20 protein-coding genes are annotated in these 14,807 nt (G+C 74.5%); 8 read left to right on the top strand and 12 right to left on the bottom strand.

Translation table 11 applies throughout. The annotated features are described in order from the left end of the window. Window positions 1-62: 62 nt before the first annotated feature. Window positions 63-947, top strand: coding sequence for a DUF559 domain-containing protein (locus Pdca_RS18030; RefSeq protein WP_085911181.1), 885 nt, complete (start codon window positions 63-65; stop codon window positions 945-947). A 158-nt stretch (window positions 948-1,105) separates the two neighbouring features. On the opposite strand, the gene Pdca_RS18025 is transcribed toward Pdca_RS18030, so the two are convergent. Genes Pdca_RS18025 through Pdca_RS18000 form a run of 6 tightly spaced genes read right to left on the bottom strand, consistent with a single transcriptional unit; the run spans window position 1,106 to window position 5,675 of the window. Further along, window positions 1,106-1,894 carry an urease accessory protein UreD gene (locus Pdca_RS18025; RefSeq protein ID WP_085911180.1) on the bottom strand — a complete coding sequence of 263 codons (789 nt, stop codon included), beginning with the start codon at window positions 1,892-1,894 and terminating at the stop codon, window positions 1,106-1,108. Next, window positions 1,895-2,617, bottom strand: a complete 723-nt coding sequence (ureG, locus tag Pdca_RS18020) for an urease accessory protein UreG (RefSeq protein ID WP_085911179.1) — start codon at window positions 2,615-2,617, stop codon at window positions 1,895-1,897. After that, complete coding sequence (locus Pdca_RS18015; protein ID WP_085911178.1) at window positions 2,607-3,317, bottom strand: urease accessory protein UreF; 711 nt, start codon at window positions 3,315-3,317, stop codon at window positions 2,607-2,609. Before Pdca_RS18015 ends, ureG begins: the two co-directional genes overlap by 11 nt. Beyond that, on the bottom strand, window positions 3,317-5,035 hold the full coding sequence (locus tag Pdca_RS18010; protein ID WP_085911177.1) for an urease subunit alpha: 1,719 nt from the start codon (window positions 5,033-5,035) through the stop codon (window positions 3,317-3,319). The genes Pdca_RS18015 and Pdca_RS18010 overlap by 1 nt, the downstream gene beginning before the upstream one ends. Continuing rightward, a complete protein-coding gene (locus Pdca_RS18005; RefSeq protein ID WP_085911176.1) occupies window positions 5,032-5,376 on the bottom strand; it encodes an urease subunit beta in 345 nt (114 codons plus the stop codon). Before Pdca_RS18005 ends, Pdca_RS18010 begins: the two co-directional genes overlap by 4 nt. Further along, window positions 5,373-5,675 carry an urease subunit gamma gene (locus Pdca_RS18000; protein ID WP_085911274.1) on the bottom strand — a complete coding sequence of 101 codons (303 nt, stop codon included), beginning with the start codon at window positions 5,673-5,675 and terminating at the stop codon, window positions 5,373-5,375. The genes Pdca_RS18005 and Pdca_RS18000 overlap by 4 nt, the downstream gene beginning before the upstream one ends. A 122-nt stretch (window positions 5,676-5,797) precedes the next feature. On the opposite strand from Pdca_RS18000, the gene Pdca_RS17995 reads away from it, so the two are divergent. Beyond that, window positions 5,798-6,127, top strand: coding sequence for a DUF6412 domain-containing protein (locus tag Pdca_RS17995; protein ID WP_125911456.1), 330 nt, complete (start codon window positions 5,798-5,800; stop codon window positions 6,125-6,127). A gap of 72 nt (window positions 6,128-6,199) precedes the next feature. Then, a complete protein-coding gene (yidC, locus tag Pdca_RS17990) occupies window positions 6,200-7,138 on the top strand; it encodes a membrane protein insertase YidC (protein ID WP_085911174.1) in 939 nt (312 codons plus the stop codon). Window positions 7,139-7,199: 61 nt separating this feature from the next. On the opposite strand, the gene hchA is transcribed toward yidC, so the two are convergent. Together hchA and Pdca_RS17980 are read right to left on the bottom strand one after the other, a co-directional pair. After that, the gene (hchA, locus tag Pdca_RS17985; protein WP_232021034.1) at window positions 7,200-8,075 is read right to left on the bottom strand and encodes a glyoxalase III HchA; all 876 of its coding nucleotides are present in this window, start codon (window positions 8,073-8,075) and stop codon (window positions 7,200-7,202) included. An 87-nt stretch (window positions 8,076-8,162) separates the two neighbouring features. Beyond that, window positions 8,163-8,786 carry a PadR family transcriptional regulator gene (locus Pdca_RS17980; RefSeq protein ID WP_085911172.1) on the bottom strand — a complete coding sequence of 208 codons (624 nt, stop codon included), beginning with the start codon at window positions 8,784-8,786 and terminating at the stop codon, window positions 8,163-8,165. Between the two features lie 81 nt (window positions 8,787-8,867). Here Pdca_RS17980 and Pdca_RS17975 point away from each other — a divergent pair, with 81 nt between their 5' ends. Next, on the top strand, window positions 8,868-9,071 hold the full coding sequence (locus Pdca_RS17975) for a hypothetical protein (RefSeq protein ID WP_085911171.1): 204 nt from the start codon (window positions 8,868-8,870) through the stop codon (window positions 9,069-9,071). A gap of 28 nt (window positions 9,072-9,099) precedes the next feature. Here Pdca_RS17975 and Pdca_RS17970 read toward each other — a convergent pair whose 3' ends face one another. Continuing rightward, entirely contained in the window at window positions 9,100-9,324 is a 225-nt protein-coding gene (locus tag Pdca_RS17970; RefSeq protein ID WP_125911455.1) for a hypothetical protein, read from the bottom strand. Between the two features lie 230 nt (window positions 9,325-9,554). On the opposite strand from Pdca_RS17970, the gene Pdca_RS17965 reads away from it, so the two are divergent. Further along, window positions 9,555-10,466 (top strand): MEDS domain-containing protein, encoded by a 912-nt coding sequence (locus Pdca_RS17965; protein WP_158092063.1) that lies wholly within the window; start codon window positions 9,555-9,557, stop codon window positions 10,464-10,466. Further along, window positions 10,463-11,392, top strand: coding sequence for an ATP-binding protein (locus tag Pdca_RS17960; protein WP_085911168.1), 930 nt, complete (start codon window positions 10,463-10,465; stop codon window positions 11,390-11,392). The genes Pdca_RS17965 and Pdca_RS17960 overlap by 4 nt, the downstream gene beginning before the upstream one ends. A gap of 43 nt (window positions 11,393-11,435) precedes the next feature. Here the strand turns inward: Pdca_RS17960 and Pdca_RS17955 are convergent, their stop codons facing one another. Both Pdca_RS17955 and Pdca_RS17950 read right to left on the bottom strand, forming a co-directional pair. Beyond that, window positions 11,436-12,170, bottom strand: coding sequence for a PIG-L deacetylase family protein (locus tag Pdca_RS17955; protein ID WP_232021033.1), 735 nt, complete (start codon window positions 12,168-12,170; stop codon window positions 11,436-11,438). Window positions 12,171-12,215: 45 nt separating this feature from the next. Further along, window positions 12,216-13,028 (bottom strand): DUF4190 domain-containing protein, encoded by an 813-nt coding sequence (locus Pdca_RS17950; protein ID WP_085911167.1) that lies wholly within the window; start codon window positions 13,026-13,028, stop codon window positions 12,216-12,218. 172 nt (window positions 13,029-13,200) lie between these two features. On the opposite strand from Pdca_RS17950, the gene Pdca_RS35640 reads away from it, so the two are divergent. Further along, complete coding sequence (locus tag Pdca_RS35640) at window positions 13,201-13,362, top strand: hypothetical protein (protein WP_158092062.1); 162 nt, start codon at window positions 13,201-13,203, stop codon at window positions 13,360-13,362. Window positions 13,363-13,406: 44 nt separating this feature from the next. Continuing rightward, window positions 13,407-14,255: a CBS domain-containing protein gene (locus tag Pdca_RS17945; protein WP_085911166.1), complete on the top strand. Its 849-nt coding sequence runs from the start codon at window positions 13,407-13,409 to the stop codon at window positions 14,253-14,255. Between the two features lie 115 nt (window positions 14,256-14,370). Here the strand turns inward: Pdca_RS17945 and Pdca_RS17940 are convergent, their stop codons facing one another. Further along, on the bottom strand, window positions 14,371-14,655 hold the full coding sequence (locus Pdca_RS17940) for a hypothetical protein (protein ID WP_125911454.1): 285 nt from the start codon (window positions 14,653-14,655) through the stop codon (window positions 14,371-14,373). Between the last annotated feature and the right edge of the window lie 152 nt (window positions 14,656-14,807).

Below are 14,807 nucleotides of genomic sequence, written 5' to 3'. Positions count from 1 at the left end.
TCGAGTGAACCGCGGCCCGGGGATCGACCGTGGTGGCTGCTCCGGTCCCGGATGCTCCGGCGGTGCGACTGGCGGAACTGCTCACCGAACAGGCCGGCGTGCTGTCCCGGGCGCAGGCGCTCGGATGCGGTGTCGGGGCGCGGACCGTCGCCCGCAGGCGGGAGACCGGGGCCTGGATCGAGCTGTTCCCCGGCGTCTACCTGGTGTCCGGGCACCGGCTCTCCCCGGAGGCGCGGCTCCGTGCCGTGGCGCTGTGGGCGGGGCACCGGTGCACCGTGCACGGTCCGGCCGCCGCGTTCTGGCACGGCCTGCTGCCCGGGCTCCCGGCGACCGTTGCGGTGACGGTCCCGCGGGCGCTGCGGCGCCGTGCCCGGCCCGGGGTCCGACTGCGGCACAAGGACCTCGCGGATGCGGATCGGGTCGTCGTGCGACAGCTGATCGTCACGTCCGTCGCGCTGACCGTCCTCGAGACGGCGGCCGGGCTGGAACAGGGCGCTGCGTTCCTCGACCGGGCTCTGCAGCGCCACGTGTCCCCGGCGCAGCTGCAGGCTGCCCACCACCGGGCCCTCGGTGGTCACGGCATGGGCAGGGCCGGCAGGTTGCTGCTCGGTGCGATGGACCGGGCCGACTCGGCCGCGGAGCGACGGCTCACGGCCCTGCTGAGGAGGGCCGGGGTCTCCGGCATGGTCCGGGGGATGGCCTTCGGCCGGTGGACCGTGGACCTGGCCTTCCCCGAGGCGCACGTCGCGATCGAGGTGGACGGCTGGGCGTGGCACGTCGACACCGAGCGGTTCCGCAACGACCGGCGCAAGCAGAACGCCCTGGTCGCCGCCGGGTGGACGGTCCTGCGGTTCACCTGGTCGGACATCCACGAGTCGCCCGGCCGGACGGTCGCCGCGATCCGCGACGCCGTGCACCGTGGACGGCGATCGCCGTCCGGGCCGTGATGACGAGCCGGGCGATGATCCGGAGCCGGGCCGTGATCACCGTCCGGTGGAGGATCGGTGCCGCAGATGGCACCTGCCCTCCACCGGACGGTGATCACCCGGCTCGGAGCCCCACCGCGGGCTCGGGGGCCGGGCGGCGATCCCGAGGTGCGCGCTGATCACCCGGCTCGGAGCCCCACCGCCGGATCGGGACCGGGGGCATGCCCGGGATCCTGGGCCGCGAGCCTGGCCAGTGCCGCGGCGAGCCGCCGCTGCGCGGTGACCGCATCGTGCGCGACGGCCGTCGCCAGCGCACCGCGCACCGGCAGCGGGGACACGCTCCAGCCGTCCCCGGCCATCGGCTCCGGCGCCGGGCCGGTGCCGATCACCACCTCGGTGCCGAGCACCCGGTGCCCGGCCAGGTGCGCGGCCGAGCCGTCGAGCAGCGGATCGCCGACCTCCTGGGTCTGCACCAGCAGCGGGCGGCCACCGTCGGTGATCCGGACGGTGCCGCGGTAGCGCCCCGGCCGCTCCCCGGTCCGCCCGGCGACGAGCACGTCGCGGGCCCGCAGCGACGCCGTCGGCGCCAGCTCGACGTCGAGCACCGTGTGGTGGTCGGCGCGCCCGGTCACCACGGTCGGTTCCGGCCGGTGGATCAGCGAGGCGTCCTCGTCGACCCGGCAACGCAGCAGGGTCCGGCTCGGCCGCCCGGCCCCCGGCAGCGCGACCGCCGCGGCGACGCCGGTCAGCAGCAGGCTCGCGCCGGGGCCGACGGTGACCTCGATCTCGACGTCGTCACCGGCCAGCGGGGTGGCCGCCGATCCGACCAGGTGCACCTCGGCCGCCGGCCGGGCGGCGGCCGTCGCACCCCGGCGCGGGACGAGTGCGAGCGGGGCCTGCGCCCGCAGCGTCGTCACCACGCTGCGGCCGCCGCGCCACTGCACGGCCAGCGCCGCCCGGGCCCGCATTCACACCGCCGCGCGAACGGCGGCGACCTGCTCCAGCACCCAGGCACCGACCTCACCGGCACCCGGATCCACGACCAGCGACTGGGCGATCACCGGGAGCTCGCCGCGGATCCGGGCCGCGTCACCGCGCATCACGTCCAGGTCGGCACCGACCAGCGGCGCCAGGTCGGTCTTGTTGATCACCAGCAGGTCGGCGGTGGTGACTCCGGGGCCGCCCTTGCGCGGCACCTTGTCACCGCCCGCGACGTCGACGACGAAGATCTGCCGGTCGACCAGCCCGCGGGAGAACACCGCGGTCAGGTTGTCCCCGCCGGACTCGACGAGCACCAGGTCCAGATCGCCGAACCGCTCCTCGAGCAGATCGATCGCGTCCAGGTTCGCGGTGATGTCGTCGCGGATCGCGGTGTGCGGGCAGCAGCCGGTCTGCACGGCCTCGACCCGGTCCGGGGCGAGCACCCCGGCCCGGCGCAGGAAGTCGGCGTCCTCGGTGGTGTAGATGTCGTTGGTGACCACCGCCAGCCGCACCCGGCCGGCGAGGCTGCGGGCGAGCGCCGCGACCAGCGCGGTCTTGCCCGATCCGACCGGGCCGCCGATGCCGATCCGGACGGCCCTGCCGGACGGCGGTGCGGGCGCGTGGTGGTCGTGGTCGGTGACCGTCGGATCGAAGCTGATCAGGTGGCCGTGACCGTGGCCGGTTTGCGTGCCGGAACGCTCAGGAGGCAAAGAGACGCACCCTTTCTCGGTGGTGTCGGACGTGGGACTCGGCCATCAGGTCGAGCACCGGCGCTCCGGGCGCCGGAAGCTCGTCGACCGGCCCGGCCGCGAGCGCGGCAGCCTCATGCACGATCGCGTCGAGCTCGGCGTCGAGCGCGACCAGTGCGGAGTTCACCGCGAACGGATCCAGCCCGAGCAGCCGCACCGCGGCCGAGGCGGGCCCGGACACGGCCAGGTAACCGGCGCACCGGGCGGCCGCCGCGGGTGACTCGCCCGCGTGCCCGATCACGGCGCCGAGCAGCAGCGGATGGTGTGGCCGGGGGTGCACGGCGACCAGCGTGTCCAGCAGCGGCGACGGCCAGGCCGCCCGGGCCGCCCGCAGCGACGCCTTCCCCTGCGCCCGGGACGCGTCGCGCTGCGCCGCCGACGGGGTCCGTGCGTCGAGTGCGGCATCCAGCACGTCCCAGGCGACGCCCGCCGGAGCGCGGCCGGGACCGGCCCCGGGAGCCTGCGCGAGCGTCACCGCGGCGGCGGCGAACGCCGCGGCGACCCGGCCCGCGGTGCGCAGCCGCCCCCGCAGGAACGCCCCGAGCGACGGCACGTCGGACACCAGATCGCGGGCGACCGCCTCCTCCAGCCCGCCCGAGTGGACGTGCCCGCCGCCGGGGAAGCGGGCATCGGCGAGTACCAGCGATGCGAGCCCGGCCATCAGAAGAGGAAGTACCGCTGCGCCATCGGCAGCTCGTCGACGGGCGCGGGCTCGACGACGGCGGCGTCGATCGTCACCTGGAACGAGTCCGGATCGACCCGCACCGCAGGCGTCGCGTCGTTGTGCAGCATCGACGACTTGCGCACCGAGCGGGTGTCGGCGACCGGCACGCACGGCGTCGCCAGGCCGAGCCGCTCCGGCGCACCGTCGGCCAGCGCGGACGGTGCCATGAACACCAGCGAGCCCAGCGCGGCCGGGGTGTGCGCGTAGCCGAACATCGGCCGCCCGTAGACCGGGCCGGGCGTCGGGATCGAGGCGTTCGCGTCGCCCATCTGCGCCCACACCGCGAACCCGCCCTTGAGCACCACGGCCGGCCGCACGCCGAAGAACTTCGGCTCCCACAGCACCAGATCGGCGAGCTTGCCGATCTCGACCGAGCCGATCTGGTCGGCGGCGCCGTGCGCCAGCGCCGGGTTGATCGTGTACTTGGCGACGTAGCGCTGGGCGCGGGCGTTGTCGGCGCGCTCGGAGTCGCCGGGCAGCGGCCCGCGGGCGGCCTTCATGACGTGCGCGGTCTGCCAGGTCCGGATGATCACCTCGCCGATCCGGCCCATGGCCTGGGAGTCCGAGCTCATCATCGAGATCGCGCCCAGGTCGTGCAGGACGTCCTCGGCGGCGATCGTCGTCGGCCGGATCCGGGACTCGGCGAACGCCAGGTCCTCGGGCACCGAGGGATTCAGGTGATGGCAGACCATGAGCATGTCGAGGTGCTCGTCGAGGGTGTTGACGGTGTGCGGCCGGGTCGGGTTCGTCGACGACGGCAGCACGTGCGGCGTGGAGACGACCTCGATGATGTCCGGCGCGTGCCCGCCGCCGGCTCCCTCGGTGTGGAAGGCGTTGATCGAGCGGCCGGCGATCGCGTCCAGGGTGGACTGCAGGAACCCGGCCTCGTTGAGCGTGTCGGTGTGGATCGCGGCCTGGACCCCGGTCTCCTCGCAGACCCGTAGGCAGGCGTCGATCGCGGCCGGCGTGGTGCCCCAGTCCTCGTGCAGCTTGAACCCGCCTGCGCCGGCCCGGAGCTGCTCGTGCAGCGCCTCGGCGGAGGTGGTGTTGCCCTTGCCCATGAGCAGCACGTTCACCGGCTGATGGTCCATCGCGGACAGCATCCGGCCGATGTTCCACGGGCCCGGGGTGACGGTGGTGGCCTTCGACCCGTCGACCGGCCCGGTGCCGCCGCCCATCAGCGTCGTCACCCCGGACGCGAGCGCGGTCTCCACCAGCTGCGGGCAGATGAAGTGCACGTGCGCGTCGATCCCGCCCGCGGTGAGGATCTTCCCGTTGCCGGACAGCACCTCGGTGCCCGGGCCGATCACCAGGGCCGGATCGACGCCGTCCATCGTGTCCGGGTTCCCGGCCTTGCCGATGCCGACGATCCGGCCGTCGGACACCCCCACGTCGGCCTTCACCACGCCCCAGTGGTCCAGCACGACCGCACCGGTGATCACCAGGTCCGGGCACCGCGCGGCGGGCACCGCGGCCTGCCCCATCGACTCACGGATGACCTTGCCGCCGCCGAACATCACCTCGTCGCCGGACGCCGGGCCGCGGCTGCGGTCCTCGGTCACCTCGATCAGCAGGTTCGTGTCGGCGAGCCGGATGCGGTCGCTGGTGGTGGGGCCGTACAGATCGGCGTAGCGGGCCCGGTCGATGCCGGTCATCGGTCGTACCGCCGCTCGTCGAGCGCGCCGGCCCGTTCCGGACGCAGGCCCGGGACACGGCGGGTTCCCTGCAACGGCACCAGCGTCACCTCTCGTTCGACGCCGGGTTCGAACCGGACCGACGTCCCGGCGGGGATGTCCAGCCGCAGGCCCCAGGCGGCGTCCCGGTCGAACTCCAGGCCGGGGTTGGCGGCGGCGAAGTGGTAGTGCGAGCCGACCTGCACCGGCCGGTCGGCGGCGTTGACCACGACCAGCGTGCTGCGCTCCCGGCCCGGGTTCAGCGCAACCGGCTCGTCGCCGAGCAGGATCTCGCCGGGCCCGCCCGCTGCGGTGCCGCTCACGCGATCGGCCCGTGCACGGTGACCAGCTTGGTGCCGTCCGGGAAGGTCGCCTCGACCTGCACCGAGTCGAGCATCTCGGGGACGCCGTCGAGGACGTCGGCGCGGCCGAGCACCTCGCGCCCGCTGGACATCAGCTCGTGTACGGCGCGCCCGTCGCGGGCACCTTCCAGAACGTGCTCGGTGATCAGCGCGACCGCCTCCGGGTGGTTGAGCCGCAGCCCCCGATCACGACGGCGACGTGCGACGTCGGCCGCGACGTGGACGAGCAGTTTGTCCCGCTCCTGGGGGCTGAGGTGCATGGCCCGCATTCTCTCCGGCGCCTGGTTTCCGCCCGGTTTCGTCCGGGTTGCGAACGGTGACAGCCACCGTGGGGGAGGCGCTGACCACCGGATTCCGGTGTCCACGGGGTACCGTGACGAACGTGACCGGGAGCGCACGGCAGTCCAGCACCGCAGCAGCGGTGCTCGCGGCGCTCTTCGTGCTCGTCGCGGTACTGGCTCCGGCGCTGTTCCCGCCGGACGGCGATGCCGGGCTGTTCGGCGCCGTCGTCGCACTGGTCGTACTGGCCTGGGCCGGGCGCGGCCACCCCGGCACGGTCCGGACGGTGCTCACCGCCGCGACCACACCGGTCCGCGAGGCCCGCAGGGTCGCGCACCGGGCCGGCGTGCTCCGCCAGCGCGATCCCGATGCCGACGGCCGTCCCCGCCCCAGGGCACCCGGCGCGCTCCGGCCGGAGCCCGCCACCGGCTGAGGTCCTGTTCCTCCGCCACGCCTGCTCCGGCGTTCGCCCGTCCCCGGTCCGGACGACCCCTGGAGCCCGTCGATGCTCGACGTCCTGTACTACCCCGTGTCCCTGGTCATGCGCCTGTGGCACGACCTGTTCGCCTCCCTGCTCGGCCCGGCCTCCGGCCTCGCCTGGGCGCTGTCCGTGGTGTTCCTGGTGCTCACCGTGCGAGCGCTGCTGCTGCGCCCGACGTGGACCCGGATGCGCGCGGCCCGGATCGGACGCGCGCTCACCCCGCAACTCACCGAGCTGCGCGAGCGGCACCGCGGCGACCCGCGGGCACTGGCCGAGGCGACGACGCAGCTGCACCGCAGGCACGGCTCGTCCCCGGTCGCCGGGCTGGGCACCGCGCTGCTGCAGATTCCGGTGTTCGTGGCGCTGCTGCACGTACTGCGCTCGTTCAACCGGCCCGGCCTGAGCTTCGAGCAGAACGCGGCGATCGCGAACTACGCGTTCGGGCCCGAGCAGGTCGCGTCGTTCCTGCAGGCACGGCTGTTCGGTGCGCCGCTCTCGGCCTGGATGACGATGCCAGCCGAGCAGCTCGCGTCGTTCGGCGGTGCGGTGGTCGGCTCGGGTGCGGTGGCTGCCGTCGTGGTGCCGCTGGCGGTGCTCGCGGCGGTGGCCACCCACCTGAGCATGCGATTCGCCCGGACCGATGTCACCGGGCAACCCTCCGGTGTCGCCCAGGCGATGGCGATGCTGCCGTGGGTCGCGCCGATCGGCGTGCTGGCCGGCGGGCTGCTGTTCCCGGTGCCGGTCGCGCTGCTGCTCTACTGGGCGACCGGTGGTGTCGCGACGCTCGTCGTGCAGGTGGTGCTGGGCCGGATGCTGGACCGGCGGCCGCCGCCGGTGCTCGAGCCGGTCGCGGCCGCGCCCGCCGTGCGGGCGCCGCGGCCCGGCGCGAAGCCGGTCGGCCGGTCCACGGGCCGCGGTGGCGGCCGGCGCGGTCGGCGGACCGGGCGAGGGCACGGCCGGTGAGTACCGCGCCCCGCCCGGCACCGGACCGGGTTCACGTGCAGAGCCGGCTACCCGCGCCCGGTCAGCCCAGCGCCGCGGCCCGCTCGACCAGCGCGACCGCGGTGCGCCTGCCGAGCTCGTTCGCCGCCAGCGGGCTGTCCCCGGTGATCACGTTCCGGTCGGTGGTGCAGGCGCCGGACATGTCGTCGTTGACGACCCGCACGCCCGACTTCGCGAGTGCCTCGGCGAGCAGCCACGGCATCTCGCCCGGCAGGTAGCCGATGTCGATGTTCTGGCCGGCGTCCAGCGCGTCGGGGAACACGCACATCTCGTAGCCCGCGAACACCGAGCGCTCGCGGCCGATGTCCGCCGCGAGGAACGCGGCCGGCCCGTGACACAGCGACACCACGAGCCGGTCAGCGGCCATCGCCCACTCCAGGGTGTCCCGGACGTCGGTGCTCGACGGCAGCCCGGACAGCGCCCCGTGCCCGCCGGGGACGAACACCGCCAGGTAGTCGGAGTCGTCGCCGAGCTCGTTCGCGACGACGTCGGCCAGCGACTTTGGCGATCGCCACTTCTCGATCAGCGTGTCGCGGGCGGCGCGCACCGCCTCGTCCTCGGCCGGGTAGGCCCACCACTCGAACTTGGCGGGCTCCCCGGTGAGGGTCGCGATCTCGACGTCGAACCCGGCCTCCAGGACGTGGTACAGCGGGAGCAGCGTCTCCACCGGGTGGTTGCCGGTGGAGAACATCGTGCCGTTGCCCATCAGCAGATAGCGCTCGCCGGTCGCGATCACCAGCACCTTCCAGCGCCCGCCCCGGTAGGCGTCGCGCTCGGTGGCGAGACCGTCGAAGTCGGTGCGCCGGGCGGTGTAGGCATCCAGCGAGTACGGCGACGGGAAGAACGCGTTGTCCTCGGCGACGTCCGGGGTCGGTGTCCTGCTCAGTGCTTCCGTCACGGACGGTCGACCTCCTCGATCGGGGTTCGGTGCCCCGATGTAAACACGGCCCGGTAGCGGCTGCGACCCGACACACATCGACGCAGGTCACCGGCGGGCGCGGGCCGAGACCACGCGCAGCGCGTCCTCGTCCGGCCCGGCGGCGGTCGTGTCCTCCGGCCAGGACTCCACCACCGCGGTGGCCCAGTCGGCCCACTGCTCGGTGGCCTCGGAGATGTCGGACAGGTACCGCCCGACGAGCGTGTTCAGCGCCGCACGCTGCGGGAACGGGGCCTCGTGGCGGAGGTAGCCCTCGGCGATCTCCCCGTCGAGGGCGGCCATCTCCCTGGCCCAGGCGCGGGTCGAGGCGATCGTGGCGAGCAGATCGGTGCGTTCCCCGTGGTCGGCGAGGAACACCTTCAGCAGCTGCTCGGACTCCAGCACCGGTGGCACGGCCGGCTCGGCGAGCCAGCGGGCGAGCACCCGCCTGCCCTCCGGTGTGATCGTGTAGACGGTGCGCCTGCGCCGCCCGTGCAGCCGGGGCTGCGCGGTCGCCAGCCCGAGCGCGACCAGCTTGCGTGGCTCCTCGTAGAGCTTGCTGGCCGCCCGTGGCCAGAACCGCGCCAGGCTGCGCCGGATCTGGGTGGTCAGCTCGTAGCTGCTCCACGGCTGCACGGCGAGCATCCCCAGCATCGCGAACGACGTCGTGGTCGTCGTCTGACCTCGCACCATGCCGGGACCTTCGCATACTCCCCAGGGGAGTGCTCCCCATGGGAGCATGGGCCGGCCGGATCGGGGCTGGGGGGGATCGCTGTGGGTGGCGACGACGAGGGTGGCGGCGGCGCGTTCGGCCTGGCCGCGCTGTTGCTGGTCGTGCTCATCGCGGGTGCGGCGCTGCTGCTGACGACGAGCCCGTCCCGATCCGATCCCGGGCAGGCGCCGGTACCCGCGGAGGCGGGCTGCGAGGACGGTTCCCCGGGTTCGCTGTTCGGGCTGGTCTGCCCGGACGGTCACTGATCCGCCGCGCGTCGCGGCGGTGCCGGGCTCAGCCTCGGTCGACGGTGAGCCGCTGCGCGGCGCTAGACCGGCGGTGGTGCAGGACGACCAGCGGGCGCACGGACAGTGCGGCGGCAGCCAGCAGCAGGGTGACCGCGATCGGCGCGACGGACACCGAGAGGATCGTCGCGGCGGAGAGCAGCACCATCAGCAGCCCGGCCAGCACGACCGGCCGGAGCGGGACCGGGCGCGGTGCTGGGGCAGCTCGAAACATGGTGACCACCTCCAGATCGACGCGGGATGATCGCGCCCCGAACACCCGAGTTCGGTACGACTAACTCTACTCCTCGCTCCTCCTTGGGGTAAAGGGGCCGGCGCGGTCCGGGTCGCCGCATGTCCCGCGGCCACATATCGTTCCCGGGGCGTCACACCGAGTGGGTGACGCGAACTCGAACGGGGGTCCGCGTGACGGCAGGGGCGTCGGGGGCACCGGGGACGTCAGGGGTGCCGGATCCGGACCCGTCGACCCACCTGCTCACCGTCCCGGTCGGCGACGAGCAGCTCTGCGAGTCGGTGGCCGCGTTCCTCGCGGTCGGTCTGGCCGCGGGGGAGCGGGTCGTCTACTTCGACGACGACACCGGTGACGCGGTGCTCGCCCGGCTCGACGACGACGGGATCGACGTGACCGGGCCGCTGCGCAGCGGCCAGTTCCATCTGGTGCCGGGCGAGTTCACCCGGGCGGCGCTGCTGGCCCCGCTCGACGAGCTGGACGGGCTGCTCGAGCACACCGTGCGGTCCGCGCTGGACGACGGCTGGGCCGGGCTGCGCCTCACCGGCCAGATGAACCACGGCCTGACCCGGCCCGGCGGGCATCGCCTCGACGAGTACGACCGGACACTGGCCAGGGCGGTCCGCGGGCGGCCGGTGCACGCACTCTGCGTCTACGACCAGCTGCGCTACCCCGACGAGCTGATCGCCGTCATGCGCACCCTGCACCGGCGGGAGGAGCCGAGCTCACCGCTGCACGACGACAGCCTGCTGCGGATCACCGAGATCGGCCCGGCGCACGTCCGGCTGGCCGGCGAGGTAGACCACGGCAACCGGCCACACGTCCGCCGGGTGCTGGACCTGCTCATGGAGCGGGTCGCGCACGGCGACACGGACACCGACACCGTCGTCGCCGACTGCGCGTCGCTCCGGTTCTGCGACGTCGCCGCCGCCGTCAGCGTCATCCACGTCGCCGACGAGCTCCCGGTCACCCGGCGGCTGCGGCTGGACCACGTCCGGCCGGGGGTCGCCCGGCTGCTGGACCGCTGCGGTGCGCCGTTCGCGGCGCAGCTGGAGGTGCGGGTGCGCGAACCGCGGGCGCTGTGCGTCGCCGAGGCCGTCGCGCTGGCCGGGGGTGAGCCGTCGTGACCCGGCTGCAGCACGCGGTGGGCTGGTACGACGGCGACGCCGGGCTGCGCGAGCAGCTGGCCGGGGTGGTCCTGGACGAGCTGGTCCGCGGCGGCTCGGTCGCGGTGGCGCTGCGACCGGTCACCGAGGTCGCGCTGCGCGCGGTGGTGGCCGGTGAGCTGGGTGCGGAGCCGGTCGCCGGGCTCATCCGGCTGGGCCGGGAGGCGGGACCGGACGGGCCGTCCGGGCAGAACGACGTGCTGCGTGTCGCCCGGACGCTGCGCGCCTGCCACGCCCGTACCGGCGAGCCCATCACGGTCGTCTCCGAGTACATCGCCGCGTTCGACGACGCCGCGGCCACCTGTCTCGCCGAGACCGAGGCGGCCGCCGAGATCGCGCTGGCCGATCTGCCGGTGCGGTTGCTCTGCTTCTTCCCCGACGACGCTCCCGGAGCGGTCGTCGAGACGGCCCGGGTGGCGCATGCGATGCAGCTGCGCGGCGGGGTCCTGGTCCAGACCGCCCCGCCGGTGGATCCGCACCGGCGGGCCGCCGGCCGCCCGGCCGAGCTGGGCCCGCCGGTGCGCACGCTGGCGTTCGACGCAGGCCGGCTACGGGAGGTCCGGGCCGCGGTCCGCGCGCTGCTGCGCCGGCAGGGCTTCCCGGCGAGCCGGACCGACGACATCACGGTGGCGGTGAACGAGGCCGCCACCAACGCCGTCGAGCACGGGCCGGGTTCGGGTCAGCTGATGCTCTGGGCGCTGCACGGCGACGTCGTCTGTGAGGTGCACGATCCGGGCCCGCTCCGTGGCCCGCCGCCCGGGCTCGCCGCGCCGGACCGGCGGGATGCGCACGGGCGCGGGATGTGGGTCGCCCGTCAGCTCTGCGACCTGGTGCACGTCTGGACCGACGACGCCGGCACACACGTCCGCCTGCGCGCCCGCGTCTGACCCGGCGGGTCCGCCGGGGTCTCTCAGCGGGTGTCCGGGGGCCTCAGCGGGTGTCCAGCGCCCGGAACGACTCGGCGAACCGGCCGGGCTGGAACCCGGCCTGCTTGGCCTGCGACTGCGCCCAGTCGCGGATCAGCCCGTCCAGGTCCGTCATGTGCGCGGTCTGGCTCTCGTGTGCCCGCAGCGCCGCGATCTTGCGGTCGAACGTGTCGGTGATGTCGACGTGCCGGGCGCTGTCCGGGGCGCCGAGCGGGCCGCCGGTCACCCAGACCTCGCCCACGGTGTGCGCGGCGAACCCGGCCTCGGCGAGCTCCGGATGCGCCCACGGGTTGCGGGCGTCCGGGTAGACGGCACACAGCGCGGCCTCGCCGGTGGCGGTGTGGTCGGGATGGCTGCCGTACATGCTGTCCAGGTCGCGCACCGGCGACGGCACGACGACCCGGTCCGGACGCACCTCCCGGATCACCCGGGCGAGGTCGCGGCGCAGCTCCAGGGTGACCGTCAGCCGTCCGTCGGGGTAGCCGAGGAAGACCAGCTCGTGCACCCCGGCGACGGCGGCCGCGGCGCGCTGCTCGGCCTGCCGGATGCCGCCGATCTCCGAGCGCGGCACGGCCGGGTCGAATCCGCCGGCGTCGCCGTCGGTCACCAGGCAGTAGGTCACCGCGACACCCGCGTCGGTCCAGAGCGCGACCGTGCCGGCGCAGCTGAAGTCGATGTCGTCGGGGTGCGCGGCGATCACGAGTGCGCGGTCGATGCGGGAGTGTTCGTCGTCGGTCACGCCGACATCATCTCCCCGCGGGCGATCCCGGCCGCTGCCGGATGCTCAGTTCACATCGGGGGCGTCGATCTGCTCCTCCAGGCGGTCCTGCCAGTCGCGCTGGCACTGCTCGATCGCCGCCTGGTCACTGCCCGCCTGCTCGACGCACTGGTAGAGATCGGAGCCGCCGATGCTGGTGAACAGCCCGACCACGACGACCGCGAACGCCACCGTGGCCAGCACGGCCACCACGCCCAGCACCAGCCCGCTGATCGCGACGCCCTGGTTGTTCGCGATGTGCTTGCGGACCCGGGCGATGCCGATGATGCCCAGCGCGATCGCGATCAGGCCGAGCACACCGCCGATCAGGAGCCAGAAGGTCAGCAGCCCCAGGATGCCGAAGACCAGTGCGGCGATCCCGGCGCCGTTGCGCGGCGGGGGACCGGCGGGCCCACCGTAGCCCGGCTGGCCGCCCGAGAACTGGTCGGGACGCTGCGGGTAGCCGCCGTAGGCCTGCTGCCCGTACGGCTGCTGTCCGCCGTAGGCCGGCTGCCCCCCGTACGCCGGCTGCTCCGAGCCGGGCTGCTGGCCCCACCCGGGCTGCTGGCCGTACCCCGGCTGCTGGCCGTAGCCGGGCTGTTCGCCGTAGCCGGGTTGCTGCTGCCCGGGCTGCTGCTCGTAACCGGGCTGCTCGCCGTAGCCGGGCTGCTGCTGGGAACCGGGCTGCTGGCCGTACCCGGGCTGCTGCCCATAGCCGGGCTGCTGGCCGTAACCCGGCTGCTCGGGCGTGGGTTCCGCGGGATAGGGGGCCTGCCTGCCCTGCTGGTCCGGCTCCTGCGGGTCGCCGGGCTGACCCGGATACGGCGGTGGGCTGCTCACGCTGGTCCTTCCCCGCTCCGCACCGGCCGGAGTCGGCCACCGCGGACGGTGCTGCTGAGGTTGTCGTCCCCGATGATCCCGGCGTGCCCGCCGCCGGTCCAGGCGAAACGCCCGTCCGTGCCGGTGTGATGCCCGCTGTGATCGGCGCCGTTCCGGGCCGGGATCGTCGCTCGTGAGTGGACTCGACGAGATCGAGGAGCGGGCCCGGCGCCGGATGATCGACCTGGTCCGCGACGATCCTCCGGCCGGGAGCCCGGCGGATCCCGGGGCTGTGTGCGCTGCTCGGGGCGCTGCCGTCCGCCCCGCCGGCCGGGTCCGGAGCGGGCCCGCCTGATCGGGTGTTCCACATCGATACGGTTGCGCGGCTACCGTCGGAGCATGGTGTTGCGAGCGCGGGATGTCATGACCGAACGCGTCGTCACCGTGTGGGCGGACGCGCCGCTCGCCCGGGCGGAGGAGCGGATGGCGGAGTCCCGTTACTCCGCACTGCCGGTGGTGGATCGGCGGTTCTCGCTGGTCGGGATCATCAGCCTGGTCGACGTGCTGCGGTACCGGAACGACCCGGCGGCGACGGTCGGCGACGCGATGACCCAGCAGGTCGTCACGATGCTGCCGACCACCAACGTCTCGATCATCGCGCACCGGATGCGGGTCTACGGCGAGCTCCGGCTGGTGCCGGTCGTCGACCGGGGCGTGCTGGTCGGGGTGATCACCCGCAGCGACCTGCTGCGGCACCGGCTGGCCGGTGGCGTCCTCCGCCGGGCTGCCCGCCGGTTCGGCGGCGCCGGGCTGATCGGCCCGCTCCCCGAGGCGATGATGCCGCGGGGGGCCGGCCGGGTCGGCGGCCGTCCGCTCGGCTCGCTGCGGGTCGCCGACGTGATGACCGACGGCGGGCTGGTCGCGATCCCGCCGACGCTCGCACTCGACGAAGCCGCCGAGGTGCTGCTGTCCTACCGGTTCACCGCGGTGCCGGTGGTGGACGACCGGGACCGGCTGCTCGGGATCCTCTCCGAGGCCGACCTGATGCACGGCTCGCTGGACGGCGGGCGCCGCACCCGGGCCCGGACCGTCGACAACGTGATGTCCCGCGACGTCGAGGTGGTGCACCCGGACGACCCGCTCACCGACGCCGAGCAGCTGCTCTCCGAGCGCGGCTTCCGGGTGGTGCCGGTCGTCGACGCCGACGACGTGCTGGTCGGCGTGCTCAGCCGCAGCGACCTGCTGTAGTTCGGGTCACCGCGGGCGGTGCGGGCCACGGGCGGCAGCTCGGGCCACTGCCGGTAGTTCGGGCCACTGCTGGTAGCTCGGGCCACCACCGGCAGCTCAGGTCACGGGCTGTAGCTCAGGCCACCGGCGGGGCCGGGACGGCGGGAGCGGGAGCCCGGACGTCCTCGCACTTCTGCGCCGCGTCGGCGACCAGTGCCGAGAACACGACCGGGTCCTCGATGGCCTGCTGCGGCAACGCCGCGAAGTCGAGTTCCTCCTGCACGCAGGCGTACTGCGCCGCCTGGTCGGCGGGTGTCGGCTCCGGCGGCGGGACCGGCTGGGCTCCGGCGACGCCGGTGCCGGCGGCGACGACGACGAGACCGGCTGCGACGACGGCGGCGGCGCGCACGAATGTCCTCACGATGCTCCTGCTTCCTGCGCCTTCCGGCGCGGTACGGGATGTGCCGCATCGCGGGGGAGCGGTCGTCCCCCGACGTCCGCGTGGGCCGCGGTACACCGATCCTGACCGGTCGCCGGAGCACCGGCGCGCGATGTGCCCCGGACGCGTGACGC

The sequence above is a fragment of the Pseudonocardia autotrophica genome (genome assembly GCF_003945385.1).
Lineage (GTDB): Bacteria > Actinomycetota > Actinomycetes > Mycobacteriales > Pseudonocardiaceae > Pseudonocardia > Pseudonocardia autotrophica.
This window is presented reverse-complemented; position numbering and strand designations above follow the sequence as displayed.

What these genes read in the sequence shown, in the direction of transcription:
- Pdca_RS18000 (WP_085911274.1), bottom strand. Translation starts at nt 5,675, where the DNA reads ATGCACCTCAGCCCCCAGGAGCGGGACAAACTGCTCGTCCACGTCGCG.
- Pdca_RS18010 (WP_085911177.1), bottom strand. Translation starts at nt 5,035, where the DNA reads ATGACCGGCATCGACCGGGCCCGCTACGCCGATCTGTACGGCCCCACC.
- Pdca_RS17970 (WP_125911455.1), bottom strand. Translation starts at nt 9,324, where the DNA reads ATGTTTCGAGCTGCCCCAGCACCGCGCCCGGTCCCGCTCCGGCCGGTC.
- yidC (WP_085911174.1), top strand. Translation starts at nt 6,200, where the DNA reads ATGCTCGACGTCCTGTACTACCCCGTGTCCCTGGTCATGCGCCTGTGG.
- Pdca_RS17945 (WP_085911166.1), top strand. Translation starts at nt 13,407, where the DNA reads ATGGTGTTGCGAGCGCGGGATGTCATGACCGAACGCGTCGTCACCGTG.
- Pdca_RS17980 (WP_085911172.1), bottom strand. Translation starts at nt 8,786, where the DNA reads ATGGTGCGAGGTCAGACGACGACCACGACGTCGTTCGCGATGCTGGGG.
- Pdca_RS18015 (WP_085911178.1), bottom strand. Translation starts at nt 3,317, where the DNA reads ATGGCCGGGCTCGCATCGCTGGTACTCGCCGATGCCCGCTTCCCCGGC.
- Pdca_RS18025 (WP_085911180.1), bottom strand. Translation starts at nt 1,894, where the DNA reads ATGCGGGCCCGGGCGGCGCTGGCCGTGCAGTGGCGCGGCGGCCGCAGC.